Source organism: Paenibacillus pasadenensis DSM 19293 (genome assembly GCF_000422485.1).
Lineage (GTDB): Bacteria > Bacillota > Bacilli > Paenibacillales > Paenibacillaceae > Paenibacillus_O > Paenibacillus_O pasadenensis.
In genome coordinates this window covers 11,747-23,905 of record NZ_AULW01000058.1, presented here as the reverse complement: position 1 = coordinate 23,905, position 12,159 = coordinate 11,747, and the positions used below count along the sequence as shown (strand labels likewise).

At 65.5% G+C, this 12,159-nt stretch carries 12 protein-coding genes; 4 read left to right on the top strand and 8 right to left on the bottom strand.

Annotated elements, in window-relative coordinates:
- Positions 1-267: 267 nt before the first annotated feature.
- The 4 genes from gltX to H582_RS0108370 all read right to left on the bottom strand — a co-directional run bounded on the left by gltX (position 268) and on the right by H582_RS0108370 (position 4,218).
- Positions 268-1,737 carry a glutamate--tRNA ligase gene (gene gltX, locus H582_RS0108385; RefSeq protein ID WP_028598179.1) on the bottom strand — a complete coding sequence of 490 codons (1,470 nt, stop codon included), beginning with the start codon at positions 1,735-1,737 and terminating at the stop codon, positions 268-270.
- Between the two features lie 42 nt (positions 1,738-1,779).
- Positions 1,780-2,262 carry a 2-C-methyl-D-erythritol 2,4-cyclodiphosphate synthase gene (ispF, locus tag H582_RS0108380; protein ID WP_028598178.1) on the bottom strand — a complete coding sequence of 161 codons (483 nt, stop codon included), beginning with the start codon at positions 2,260-2,262 and terminating at the stop codon, positions 1,780-1,782.
- Positions 2,259-2,909, bottom strand: a complete 651-nt coding sequence (gene ispD / locus H582_RS26660; RefSeq protein ID WP_052333087.1) for a 2-C-methyl-D-erythritol 4-phosphate cytidylyltransferase — start codon at positions 2,907-2,909, stop codon at positions 2,259-2,261. Before ispD ends, ispF begins: the two co-directional genes overlap by 4 nt.
- A 199-nt stretch (positions 2,910-3,108) precedes the next feature.
- Positions 3,109-4,218 carry a PIN/TRAM domain-containing protein gene (locus tag H582_RS0108370; protein WP_028598177.1) on the bottom strand — a complete coding sequence of 370 codons (1,110 nt, stop codon included), beginning with the start codon at positions 4,216-4,218 and terminating at the stop codon, positions 3,109-3,111.
- A gap of 225 nt (positions 4,219-4,443) precedes the next feature.
- Between H582_RS0108370 and H582_RS0108365 the strand changes: the two genes are divergently transcribed.
- Positions 4,444-4,839, top strand: a complete 396-nt coding sequence (locus H582_RS0108365) for a nucleoside triphosphate pyrophosphohydrolase family protein (protein ID WP_028598176.1) — start codon at positions 4,444-4,446, stop codon at positions 4,837-4,839.
- Positions 4,840-4,920: 81 nt separating this feature from the next.
- On the opposite strand, the gene pssA is transcribed toward H582_RS0108365, so the two are convergent.
- The 3 genes from pssA to radA all read right to left on the bottom strand — a co-directional run bounded on the left by pssA (position 4,921) and on the right by radA (position 8,251).
- On the bottom strand, positions 4,921-5,673 hold the full coding sequence (gene pssA / locus H582_RS0108360) for a CDP-diacylglycerol--serine O-phosphatidyltransferase (protein ID WP_028598175.1): 753 nt from the start codon (positions 5,671-5,673) through the stop codon (positions 4,921-4,923).
- 108 nt (positions 5,674-5,781) lie between these two features.
- The gene (gene disA / locus H582_RS0108355; RefSeq protein WP_028598174.1) at positions 5,782-6,858 is read right to left on the bottom strand and encodes a DNA integrity scanning diadenylate cyclase DisA; all 1,077 of its coding nucleotides are present in this window, start codon (positions 6,856-6,858) and stop codon (positions 5,782-5,784) included.
- A gap of 16 nt (positions 6,859-6,874) precedes the next feature.
- Positions 6,875-8,251: a DNA repair protein RadA gene (gene radA, locus H582_RS0108350; protein WP_028598173.1), complete on the bottom strand. Its 1,377-nt coding sequence runs from the start codon at positions 8,249-8,251 to the stop codon at positions 6,875-6,877.
- Positions 8,252-8,381: 130 nt separating this feature from the next.
- Here radA and H582_RS0108345 point away from each other — a divergent pair, with 130 nt between their 5' ends.
- The 3 genes from H582_RS0108345 (at position 8,382) to H582_RS31710 (ending at position 10,513) form a co-directional block, all read left to right on the top strand.
- On the top strand, positions 8,382-9,098 hold the full coding sequence (locus H582_RS0108345) for a response regulator transcription factor (RefSeq protein WP_028598172.1): 717 nt from the start codon (positions 8,382-8,384) through the stop codon (positions 9,096-9,098).
- The gene (locus H582_RS0108340; RefSeq protein ID WP_028598171.1) at positions 9,095-10,267 is read left to right on the top strand and encodes a sensor histidine kinase; all 1,173 of its coding nucleotides are present in this window, start codon (positions 9,095-9,097) and stop codon (positions 10,265-10,267) included. Before H582_RS0108345 ends, H582_RS0108340 begins: the two co-directional genes overlap by 4 nt.
- 87 nt (positions 10,268-10,354) lie before the next feature.
- Positions 10,355-10,513 (top strand): hypothetical protein, encoded by a 159-nt coding sequence (locus tag H582_RS31710; protein ID WP_153782741.1) that lies wholly within the window; start codon positions 10,355-10,357, stop codon positions 10,511-10,513.
- Between the two features lie 227 nt (positions 10,514-10,740).
- On the opposite strand, the gene H582_RS0108330 is transcribed toward H582_RS31710, so the two are convergent.
- Positions 10,741-12,105, bottom strand: coding sequence for an LLM class flavin-dependent oxidoreductase (locus H582_RS0108330; protein WP_028598170.1), 1,365 nt, complete (start codon positions 12,103-12,105; stop codon positions 10,741-10,743).
- Between the last annotated feature and the right edge of the window lie 54 nt (positions 12,106-12,159).

Here is a 12,159-nt window from a genome sequence, read left to right as displayed (position 1 = left end):
GCCTGTGTCGGCCGCGTGGCGGACCGCAGGGAGCGGGCTCGGAGCAAGGCTCGCAGGTGCAGCGGATTCGCCGCCGGGATGGACCTCTCGCAGCCGCCGCTGCACTCGGCGGCGCCGCGAAAACGGGCGGGCCGGCTGCATGGCGGAGGTCCTCTCTGCAATCCCGGGCATGGCGATCCGATCCTGTTCAAAGCCGGTCGGTATCGGTGCTTGAATTACCTTTAGTATACTCCATAAGCGGCAAAGCGCAAGGTGCCCGCTCCGGGCTCAGCCCTGCAGGCGCGCGCGCAGGCGGCTTTCCACTTTGCCGCGTCCGAGCAGCACGATCGTGCGGTTCAGGTCCGGACCGTGCGTCTGGCCGGTGACGGCGGCGCGGATCGGCATGAACAGCGCCTTGCCCTTGCAGCCGGTCTCCTTCTGCACGGACTTGATGAGCGCCTTGACGCCCTCCTCGCTCCAAGCCTCCGGCTCGATCGTCTGGATGCCCGCGAGGAACGCCGACAGCACCTGCGGCACCGTCTCCTCCGCCAGCACCTCGCGCGCCTCCGCCTCGTCCTCGTACGATTCGAGGAAGAACAGCTCGGTCAGCGGCACGATCTCCGCGCCCCAGCGCAGCTTCTCGCGGTACAGGGCGATCAGGTCGGCCGCCCACTCGCGCTCGCGCGCGTCCGGCTCGGCGCTGACGCGGCCCGCCTGCTGCAGATGCGGCAGGCACAGGTCGACGAGACGCGGCAGCTCGAGCTGCTTGATGTATTCGCCGTTCATCCAGGCGAGCTTGTTCGTGTCGAATACCGCCGGGCTCTTGCTCAGCCGGTCGGCGTCGAACGCCTCGACGAGCTGCTCGCGCGTGAACAGCTCCTGCTCGCCCTCCGGCGACCAGCCGAGCAGCGCGATGAAGTTGAACAGCGTCTCCGGCAAGTAGCCGAGCTGCTCGTACTGCTCGATGAACTGGATGATCGACTCGTCGCGCTTGCTCAGCTTCTTGCGCTGCTCGTTGACGATCAGCGTCATGTGCGCGAACAGCGGCGGCTCCCAGCCGAGCGCCTCGTAGATCATGAGCTGGCGCGGCGTGTTGGAGATATGGTCCTCGCCCCGCAGCACATGGGAGATCTTCATCCGATGGTCGTCGACCGCCACCGCGAAGTTGTACGTCGGAATGCCGTCCTTCTTGACGATGACGAAGTCGCCCGTCTCGCTCGTGTCGATGCGGATCGTGCCTTTGACCATATCGTTCCACTCGTAGGTCCGGTTCTCCGGCACGCGGAAGCGGATGCTCGCCACGCGGCCTTCCGCCTCGAAGGCGGCCTGCTGCTCCGGCGTCAGGTCGCGGTGGCGGCCCGAGTAGCGCGGCGTCTCGCCGCGCGCGGCCTGCTCCTCGCGCTCCTGCTCGAGCTCCTGCTCGGTGCAGTAGCAGCGGTACGCCAGGCCGCGGTCCAGCAGGTCCTGCCAGTATTCGCGGTAGATGTCGAGCCGCTCCGTCTGCCGATACGGGCCATAGCCGCCGCCGACATCGACGCTCTCATCCCAGGTAATGCCGAGCCAGGCCATGAACTTGAGCTGGCTCTCCTCGCCGCCGGCCACGTTGCGCTTGACGTCCGTATCCTCGATGCGCACGATGAACTTGCCGCCGTGGCGGCGGGCGTACAGGTAGTTGAACAGCGCGGTGCGCGCGTTGCCGATATGCAGATGTCCCGTCGGCGACGGCGCGTAGCGGACGCGGACTTCGTTTTGTGCCATGTCGGTTTCCCCTTTTCGTTCAGCCTCTTAAAATAAGTGCCATCATAGCACACCCTGCACGAGGCAGACAACCGCCTGCGCGGCGATGCCCTCGCCGCGTCCGGGGAAGCCGAGCTTCTCGGTCGTCGTCGCCTTGACGTTGACTTGATCCGGCTGCGCCTCGAGCGCGCGCGCGATGATCTCGACCATCGCCGGAATATGCGGCGCCATCTTGGGCGCCTGGGCGATGATCGTGCAGTCGAGGTTGCCGAGGCGCCAGCCCCGCTCCTTGATCAGCCCCCACACCTGCTCTAGCAGCTTCAGGCTGTCCGCGTCCTTGAACGCGGGGTCCGTGTCGGGAAAATGCTTGCCGATGTCGCCGAGCGCAAGCGCGCCGAGCAGCGCGTCCGCCACCGTATGCAGCAGCACGTCCGCGTCGGAGTGGCCGAGCAGCCCCTTTTCGAACGGAATCGTCACGCCGCCGATGATGCACGGACGTCCCTCCACCAGCTGATGCACGTCAAAGCCTTGTCCGATCCGAATCATGATTCCGCTCCCCTCTCCCGCCGCGCCAGCAGGAACTCCGCGTACGGGAGATCCTCCGGCGTCGTGATCTTGATGTTCGTATATTCGCCCTCGACGACCGACACCGGATCGCCGAGCCGCTCTACCGCCATCGCGTCGTCCGTGCCGAGAAAGCCGCTCGCAAGCGCCTGCTCATGGGCCTCCAGCAGCCGGACACGGCGAAAAGCCTGCGGCGTCTGGATCGCCCACAAGCTGCTTCGGTCCGGCGTGGCGACGATGACTCCGTGCTCGTCCGCCTGCTTGATCGTGTCCTTGACCGGCACGGCCAGCACGGCCGCTCCCGTCTGCTCGGCCCGTCGCAGGCAGGCCCGCACGGCGGCAGCGGTGACGAGCGGCCGCACCCCGTCGTGGACGAGCGCCCACTCCGTCCCGAGACCGCGCAGTCCGAGCCGCACGCTGTGCTGCCGCTCGCTGCCGCCCTCCAGCACCGCCGCCACCTTGGACAAGCGATAGGAGCGGCACCAGTCGCGGCACCGCTCCACATCCGAAGCTCCGGTCACGAGCACGATCTCGGCGACCTCGTCCATCCCCTGCAGCAGCTCCAGCGAATGGATCAGCAGCGGCTTGCCGCCGAGCTCGAGAAACTGCTTGCTCTCGGCCGTGCCCATCCGCGTGCCGCGGCCGGCGGCGACGACGACCGCGCCCCAGCGCGGCTCCGAAGCGCCCGGCGCTCCAGCCTCAGCCGCAGCCTCGCCGGCGGCCGCCCCGCTCTGCGGACGAAGCCCCGAAGCCCGCTTCGCCGGCTCCTTGCCGTCCTTCATGTTTGCTCACATCCCGCTGTAACGTTCATTTCCTTATCATACCTCGTTACAGCGCTTTTTCCAACAGCTTGGGCTTGGCGAAGATCATCCTTCCCGCCGACGTCTGCAGCACGCTCGTCACGAGCACCTCCATCGTCATGCCGATGTAGTCGCGTCCGCCCTCGACAACGATCATCGTGCCGTCGTCGAGATAGGCGACGCCTTGTCCATGCTCCTTGCCGTCCTTGATGATCTGCACGACGATCTCCTCGCCCGGCAGCACGACCGGCTTGACGGCGTTGGCGAGGTCGTTGATGTTCAGCACCGACACGCCCTGCAGCTCGCACACCTTGTTGAGGTTGAAGTCATTGGTCAGCACCTTGCCGCGCAGCAGCTTCGCCAGCTTCACGAGCTTGCTGTCCACCTCGCTCACATCCTCGAAGTCGCCCTCGTAGATGAGCACCTTGACGTCGAGCTCCTTCTGGATCTTGTTCAGGATGTCGAGGCCGCGGCGGCCGCGGTTGCGCTTGAGCAGATCCGACGAGTCGGCGATATGCTGCAGCTCCTCCAGGACGAACTCCGGGATGACGAGCGTGCCCTCGATGAAGCCGGTCTTGCAGATGTCCGCGATCCGGCCGTCGATGATGACGCTCGTGTCCATGATCTTATGCTCTTCGAAGTTGACCGGCTCGACCTTCTCCGGCTCCGGCGCCGCCTTCGGCTGCAGCAGCGCCGTCAGTCCGGCGGTCAGCTCCTCCTTCTTGCGAAGGCCGACCGTCAACCCGACATAGCCGAGGCCGAGCGTCAGCAGCGCGGGCGCGATCATCGCCGCCGACTCCGGCAGGCGCGAGACCGACGGGTAGAGCAGCGCCGACAGCACGAGGCCGCAGGTCAGTCCGGCCGCGCCGGCGAGCAGGTCGGCCGCAGGCAGCTCGGCGGCTCGCCGCGCGCCTTCCCCGAGCAGCCGCTGCGCCTGCCCGGCGAGCGCAGTCGCGAGCAGCAGGCCGCAGAACGCGCCGACCCCGAGTCCCAGATAATAGCCCATGGAGCCGTAGCTCCCGGCCAAGGCGCTGTAGCCCATGCCAGCCGGGAGGCTGCCACCGGCGCCGATGCCCGCCTGGGAGCCCAGCATGCCGCCAAATACAAGTCCGAGTAATTGCAGAATACGTTTTACCATAGCTTAGTCGCCACCTCCATTAGCCAGTATGTTCCAATCTGGCGAAGGCTAAACCGCCCGAGCGGCACGGCGCGCGGCCGCATGGAAAGGAAGGGCGGCAGCCGCTGCCTGACGTCATGAAGGATTTCTCATAATGGGCAAATGCTTTTTGTTTTCGGAAGGAGGCGCTGTATAATGGGGATAGCCTTTACTTCAAACGAAACCTTCGCGAAAGAGGTGGGTACGATGAGCGCACCAACGCTTCACGATTTTCAGGAGCAGGTATCGGAACTGATATTGCGCCACCGCAGCGTGCTGGACGTGCTGTCCAAGTTCGGCCAGACCGGAGCGGCGGTGAACCGCGCCGTGGCCAAGGCCGTCACGGAATGCGGCTGCATCGAGATCCAGGCGTCCAGGCAGCATTATTCCGAGGAGCCGGAGCTGGAGACGGCCAAGCGGCTGCTCGAGTCCCACATGGACGGCGCCGTATGCGAGAACTGCCGAGACGTGCTCAAGGCGGAGCTCGGCCGCAACCTGTTCTACATGTCCGCCCTCTGCAACCTGCTGGACATCGACCTGGACGAGGTCGTCAAGGCCGAATCCGACAAGTGCTCTACGCTCGGCGTCTTCAATCTCACCTAGATCCGCTTGAAAAGCAAAAAATCCAGGCCGTCCGCTTGCAGCGGATGCCTGGATTTTTTTTCGTTCGAGGATCTCGCGATCCTAGACGCTGCGCCGCTTGCGGCGACGCTCCTCGAGGTCCTCGTCGCCCTGCGCGCGGCGGCGGCGGCGAAGACGTCCTTGGACATTAACGTTTTTTTTTAGGCCGTAGAGCGCGTACAGGAGCAGCGGCACGAAGATGATCTTGCTCAGCTGGTCCGGGAACGCGATGCCCAGCACGACGGCGATGCCGACGACGACCGGGATGCTCCAGATCGCGCTCTTGGGCAGGCCGATCTTCTTGAAGTTCGGGTACTTGACCGTGCTGACCATGAGCAGCGCCAGGCCGAGCGTGCTCGCCATGAGCACCCATGGCTGGATGTCGTTGTGGAACAGCGCCAGCGTCGCCAGGATTCCGCCCGCGGCCGGAATCGGCAAGCCGATGAAATAGCCCGGCGCGACGTTGCTGACGACGTTGAAGCGAGCCAGCCGGAGCGCGCCGCAGATCGGGAAGATCGCGGTGACGATCCATGAGGCCGCGTCGGAGTTCAGCTCCTGGAAGGCGACGACGTACATGATGAAGGCCGGCGCGACGCCGAAGGAGATGACGTCCGACAAGGAATCGAGCTCCTTGCCGAACTCGCTCGTCACGCCCAGCGCGCGGGCGACGCGTCCGTCCACGCCGTCGAGCAGCATGGCGATGATGACCATCATCGCCGCCATCTCCGGTTTATCATTGAACACGAGAATGATCGACACAATCCCGAGGAACAGGTTTCCTATCGTAAAAAGGCTCGGCAACGACTTTGCGAACACTTGCTTCCACCTCATCTCTACTATGCCCGGCGAAGCTTGAAGTCAGGCATGGAAATTTTTCCACGTTCATCCATTCAGGCCGCATGGCATTCCCCCATTCTAGGGGAATCAGATTTGCCTGTCAATGAACATTTGATCCTGGATGCGGCGCAGCCCTTCCTTGATCGCGCGGGCGCGCACCTCGCCGATGCCGTCCACCTCGTCGAGCTCGGCGATCGTCGCCATGACGATGTTCGGCAGGTTGCCGAAGCGCTCGATCAGGTTGTTCATGATGACCAGAGGCAGCCTCGGGATGCGGTACATCTGGCGATAGCCGCGCGGCTGCACCGCCTCGTCGGCGATCGCGGCGCCCTGCGGATAGCCGAGCAGCCGGATCACATGCGGGGCGTCCATCAGCTCGTCGTTGCTCAGCTTCTTGAGCCCCGCGCGCACCTCGCGCAGCCGCTCGTCGCTGTTGTCGCGCGCATAGTCCTTGAGCAGGAACCAAGCGTCCTCCTCGACGCCGCCGATCAGCTCCTCCATCTGCATACTGATGAGGCGGCCCTCCGTGCCGAGCTCGTTGACGTAGCGCTTGATCTCCATCTTGATGCGCAGCACCATCTCGACGCGATGGATGACATGCGCGACCTCCTGCAGCGTCACGAGCTCCTCGAACTCCAGCGCCGACAGGTTCGTGAACGACTGCTTGAGCACCGCCTTGTACTTCTCGAGCGTCTGGATCGCCTGGTTGGCCTTCGTCAGGATGACGCCCATGTCCTTGAGCGAATAGCGCAGGCTGCCCATGTACAGCGTGATGATGTTGCGCCGCTGCGAGATCGAGACGACAAGCCGTCCGGTCTGCTTGGCGACCCGCTCCGCGGTGCGGTGGCGGATGCCCGTCTCGATCGACGGAATCGACGAGTCGGGGATGAGCTGGGTATTGGCATAAAGGATGCGCTTCAGGTCCTCGCTGAGGATGATCGCGCCGTCCATCTTGGCGAGCTCGTAGAGATAGTTCGGCGAGAACTCGCAGTTGATCGAAAAGCCCCCGTCGACGACCTCCATCACCTCCGGGCTGTAGCCGACGACGAGCAGCGCGCCGGTCTTGGCCCGCAGCACGTTGTCGAGTCCGTCGCGGAACGCCGTTCCGGGCGCGACCAGCTGCAGCAGCTGGTTTGTGATCTCGTTCTCTTTGGTTTCCTTCATCGGTATGGTAGTCCCCCTATTCAAGCGCCGCGCGGAGCGCTTCCGCAACCGTATTGACGCCTACGATCTTGATATCGTCAGGCGGCTTCCAGCCCTTGAGGCTCTTTTCCGGCAGGATCACCCGCTTGAAGCCGAGCTTCTGCGCTTCCTTGACCCGCTGCTCCGCCCGCGACACGGCGCGCACCTCGCCGGTCAAGCCGACCTCGCCGAAAATGACGTCGTCCGGCTTCGTCGGCGCGTCCTTGAAGCTGGAGGCGATGGCGACCGCCGCCGCCAGGTCTACGGCCGGCTCGTCGAGCCGCACCCCGCCGGCGGCGTTGAGATAGGCGTCCTGCGTCTGCAGGAACAGGCCCATCCGCTTCTCCAGCACGGCGATGATGAGCGCCATCCGGTGATGGTCGAAGCCGGCGGACATCCGCCGCGGCGACGGAAAATGCGTCGGCGCGACGAGCGCCTGCAGCTCCACGAGCACCGGGCGCGTCCCCTCCATGCTGGCGACGACGGTCGAGCCGGAGACGCCGAGCGGGCGCTCCGACAGGAACAGCTCGGACGGATTGGCGACCTCTCGCAGGCCGTCCTCGCCCATTTCGAAGATGCCGATCTCGTTGGTCGAGCCGAAGCGGTTTTTGACCGCCCGCAGCAGCCGGTAGGAATGATGCCGCTCTCCCTCGAAATAAAGGACGCAGTCCACCATATGCTCCAGCAGGCGCGGACCGGCGATGGCGCCTTCCTTGGTCACATGGCCGACCAGCACCGTCGCGATGCCGCCGATCTTGGACGAGCGCATGAAATGCGCCGTGCATTCGCGCACCTGGGCGACGCTGCCCGGAGCCGAAGGCACGCTCGGATCGTAGACGGTCTGGATGGAGTCGATGACGAGGAAATCCGGTCCAACCGACTCGATCGCCTCGTTAATATGCTCCATATTGGTCTCGCACAGTACATACAGCGACTCGGCGAGCGCGCCGAGCCGGTCGGCGCGCAGCTTGGTCTGACGGATCGACTCCTCGCCCGAGATGTACAGCACCTTGAGTCCGGCCGCGGCCAAGGCATGGGATGCCTGCAGCAGCAGCGTCGACTTGCCGATGCCGGGATCGCCTCCGACGAGGATGAGCGAGCCCGGCACGACGCCGCCGCCGAGCACGCGGTTCAGCTCGCCGATGGTGCTCTCGATGCGGGGCTCCTGACCCGTATTGATATCTATGATGGAACGCGGCTTTTCTTTCGTCCCGCGGGACATCGGGGCGGACAAGCCGACCCCGGCCGTCTTGACAACCGTTTCCTTTTCCTCTACCATCGTGTTCCATTCGCCGCAGCCAGGGCACTTGCCCAGCCACTTGGGCGATTCCGTGCCGCACGACGTGCAGGCGAACTTGATTTTTACCTTGGCCACATCAGGCTCCTTGAACGTATGACGTATCCTTCAAAGTTTACCATTTCAAGCCCCTTCCATAAAGGCGAACGGGCAAAAAAGCTGATCGAGCCGCGGAAAAGGCGGCCGATCGAAAGGAAGTCGAACGCCTATGAACGAGCAGACGGTGCTGATCATCGACGACGAAGCCGAGATCATCAAGCTCATCAGCCTCTATCTCCAATCGGAAAAGGTGCGCCTGCGGACCGCCTCAAGCGGGGAGGAGGCGCTGGCGATCATCGAGCGCGAGCCGGTCGATCTCGTCGTGCTCGACATCATGATGCCCGGCGCGAGCGGCATCGAGATCTGCCTCGCGATCCGCGAGCGCCGCCAGATGCCGATCATCTTCCTGTCGGCCAAAAGCGAGGAGATCGACAAGATCCACGGCCTGAGCGTCGGCGCCGACGACTATGTGACCAAGCCGTTCAGCCCGCTCGAGCTCGTCGCGCGCATCAAGAGCCAGCTGCGGCGCTATGCCGCGCTCCGTCCGGCGGAGACCGGCGCCGCGGCGCAGCCGTCTACGGTGCTCCGCCATGACGGCATCGCGCTCGACACGATGACGCGCGAGGTGACCGTCGAGGACGAGGAGATCCGCCTCACTCCGCGCGAGTTCGGCATCCTGGAGCTGCTGCTGCGCCACCCCGGCCGCGTCTACAGCATGGAGCAGCTGTACGAGCTCGTCTGGCAGGAGCCGTTCTACGAGTCGGCCAACACCGTCATGGTGCATATCCGCAAGCTGCGCGAGAAGATCGAGGCGGACCCGAGGCAGCCGCGCTACATCAAGACCGTCTGGGGCGTCGGCTACAAGCTGGAGAAGCTCGGCCGATGATGACCCGCATGCTGCAGACGTTCCTGTGGAAGCTGCTGCTGCGCTTCGCGCTCAGCCTGGCGGCGATGGCCGCGCTCGTCTGGCTCGGCTATTTCCTCTCGGAGCTGCTGCTGCGCTACAACCCGAGCCGCTCCTTTCCCATTACCCGCCTGCTCGTCGCCGCCATCAACGGCATCGGATCCTTGCCGATCATGCTCGCCGCCGGAACGGCGCTGTTCCTCGGCCTGTTCTTCTGGATGTCGCGCCGCTTCCTGCAGCGGTTCGACGCCATCACGGACGGGCTGCAGCAGATCGCCGGCGGCGACCTGGCGCATCGCATCGAGGACGACAGCGCCGACGAGCTCGGGGCCGTCTCCCGCAGCGTCAACGAGATGGCTCGCCGGCTCGCCATCGCCCAGCAGGAGGAGCGGTCGGCCGCGCAGGCCAAGAACGACCTCATCACCGGCGTCTCGCACGACCTGCGCACGCCGCTCACGTCGATCCTCGGCTTTCTCGAATATATCCAGAAAGACCGCTACCGCGACGAGCTGGAGCTGCGCCAGTACGTCGACATCGCCTACGACAAGGCGCTCGTGCTGCGCAAGCTCATCGACGACCTGTTCGAGTACACGCGCGTCGCGGGCGGGTCGATGCCGCTGCAGGCGGAGCCGGTCGACTTGAATCCGTTCCTGCGCCAGCTCGCCGACGAGTACGAGCCGCTGCTGGAGGAAGCCGGCATGGCCTGCCGGGTCCATCCGTCCGGACAGCCGCTGCTCGTCCAGGCCGATCCGGAGCTGCTGCTGCGCGTATTCGAAAATCTGCTGACCAACGCCATCCGCTACGGAGCCTCCGGCGGCGCAGTCGATATTTATGTACGTCCGGCAGCCGGATCGGCTTCGCCGGATGAAGAAGAAGCTGACGCAGCGGCGGACCAGGCGGCGATGCCGAACGAAACCGCAGCGCTGATGGCCGAGGTCGTCTTCCGCAATTACGGAGAGCCGATCCCGCCGAGCCATCTGCCGCGGCTGTTCGACCGCTTCTATCGCGTCGACGCCTCCCGCTCGCGCCAGACCGGGGGCAGCGGCCTCGGCCTCGCCATCGTCAAAAGCATCGTCGACCTGCACGGCGGCGTCATCGAGGCCGCCAGCTCGAAGCGCCGGACCGAATTCATCGTGCGCCTGCCGCTTTAAGAATTTCCTAAGAACTTCAAAAGCCTCCCGTTAAGAAGCGCCGATTAGACTGGATCTATCGACGCTTCTTGACGGGAGGTTTTCTGCATGCAAGCTTTTCTGCTCTTCTCCGCCATCCTGCTCGGGATCGGCGCGGCGCTGCAGCTGCGCAGCCGGCGCCGTCCGCTCGCGGCCGGCCTGCTCTGGGCCGCCGTCGCCGCCGCGCAGCTGCTTGGAGCCCTTTCTCCGCTGTGGCTGCCGGGCTGAGGCGCCCTCATCGGCCCTTTGGCGTGCGCCTCGACCAGCGCCTGCTTCCGTCAGCCGCCGCCCGACGCTGGCCGACGCCGGCCGATGCAGGTCGACGCTGGCCGATGCAGGTCGACGCTGGCCGGGCTGCGGGCTGGACTGGGCTGGACCAGCAGCAGCGCACGCCAAAAGGCCGGCTGGAGAGCTCCCCTTCAGGGGCCCTCCAGCCGGCCGCAAGCCAGCTCGCCTCAGCCGGCGCTCGCGCTGCTGCCGGCCGACTTGACGGCGAAGCTGTTGTCCGGACGCCGCAGGCCGAGGCGGTCGCGCAGCGTCTCGCCTTCGTATTCCGTCCGGAACAGGCCGCGCCGCTGCAGCTCCGGCACGACGAGGTCGACGAAGTCCTCCAGCCCGCCCGGCAGGTAAGGAGGCATGATGTTGAAGCCGTCCGCCGCCTCGTTCTCGAACCATTCCTGCAGCTGGTCGGCGATCTGCGCCGGCGTGCCGAGAATCTCGCGATGGCCGCGCGCCCCGGCGATGCGCTGGTACAGCTGGCGGATCGTCAGCCCGTCGCGGTCGGCGATATCCTTGAGCAGCAGGAAGCGGCTCTTGCCGCCGTTCACCTGCTCCAGCTGCGGCAGCTCCGGCAGCGGCCCGTCGACCGGGTACGGGCTCAGGTCGAAGCTGATCAGCCCCGACAGCAGCGCGACGCCGGCCTCGACCGGAATCAGCTCCTCGAACCGGGCCTTTTTCTCGCGCGCCTCCTCCTCCGTACGTCCGATGATCGGAAAGACGCCCGGCATGATCTTCAAATCCGCCGGCTGCCGGCCGTAGCGGGCGAGCCGGCCCTTCACGTCGCGGTAGAACGCCTGCGCCTCCTCCAGCGTCTGCCAAGCGGTGAAGATGACCTCCGCCGTGCGGGCGGCCAGCTCCTTGCCCGGCTCCGAGGCGCCGGCCTGGATGACGACCGGATGGCCCTGCGGCGGACGGGCGACGTTGAGCGGTCCCTGCACCTGGAACCACTTGCCCTGATGGTCGGTCCGGTGGATTTTCGAGCGGTCGGCGAAGCGCGCTCCTTCCTTGTCCGCCAGCAGCGCGCCGTCCTCCCAGCCGTCCCACAGCCGGCGCACGACGTCGACGAATTCCTCGGCCCGCTCGTAGCGCAGCTCATGCAGCAGATGCTTGTCGCGGCTGAAGTTGCGCGCCTCGTCCTCGGTATTGCTCGTCACCACGTTCCAGGCGGCCCGCCCGCGGCTGATGTAGTCGAGCGAGGCGAACTTGCGCGCGACGTGAAAAGGCTCGTTGTACGTCGTCGACACGGTGCCGGCCAGCCCGATCCGCTCCGTGTCCGCGGCCAGCGCCGACAGCAGCGTCAGCGGCTCCAGCCGCACCTGCACCGCCTGCTCCAGCGCCTGCGGGAAGCGCTCGTGGACGGCATAGCCATCGGCCAGGAACACCATGTCGAACTTGCCGCGCTCCGCCGTCTTCGCCGCCTGCCGGTAGAAGCCGTAGTCCAGCACGCCCTCGGCGTTGCTGTGCTCGTATCTCCACGAAGCGACATGATGACCCGGAATCATCAGGAATGCGCCGAGGCGCAGCTTTTCTTTTCTTGCCATATCTATCGTTCCTCCTCGTTCGATGGCTTGCATGACGACGCGCCGGCCGTCCAT

What these genes read in the sequence shown, in the direction of transcription:
- ispD (WP_052333087.1), bottom strand. Translation starts at nt 2,909, where the DNA reads ATGGGCACGGCCGAGAGCAAGCAGTTTCTCGAGCTCGGCGGCAAGCCG.
- gltX (WP_028598179.1), bottom strand. Translation starts at nt 1,737, where the DNA reads ATGGCACAAAACGAAGTCCGCGTCCGCTACGCGCCGTCGCCGACGGGA.
- H582_RS0108365 (WP_028598176.1), top strand. Translation starts at nt 4,444, where the DNA reads ATGAGCGCACCAACGCTTCACGATTTTCAGGAGCAGGTATCGGAACTG.
- H582_RS0108345 (WP_028598172.1), top strand. Translation starts at nt 8,382, where the DNA reads ATGAACGAGCAGACGGTGCTGATCATCGACGACGAAGCCGAGATCATC.
- H582_RS0108330 (WP_028598170.1), bottom strand. Translation starts at nt 12,105, where the DNA reads ATGGCAAGAAAAGAAAAGCTGCGCCTCGGCGCATTCCTGATGATTCCG.
- ispF (WP_028598178.1), bottom strand. Translation starts at nt 2,262, where the DNA reads ATGATTCGGATCGGACAAGGCTTTGACGTGCATCAGCTGGTGGAGGGA.
- disA (WP_028598174.1), bottom strand. Translation starts at nt 6,858, where the DNA reads ATGAAGGAAACCAAAGAGAACGAGATCACAAACCAGCTGCTGCAGCTG.
- H582_RS31710 (WP_153782741.1), top strand. Translation starts at nt 10,355, where the DNA reads ATGCAAGCTTTTCTGCTCTTCTCCGCCATCCTGCTCGGGATCGGCGCG.
- H582_RS0108340 (WP_028598171.1), top strand. Translation starts at nt 9,095, where the DNA reads ATGATGACCCGCATGCTGCAGACGTTCCTGTGGAAGCTGCTGCTGCGC.
- H582_RS0108370 (WP_028598177.1), bottom strand. Translation starts at nt 4,218, where the DNA reads ATGGTAAAACGTATTCTGCAATTACTCGGACTTGTATTTGGCGGCATG.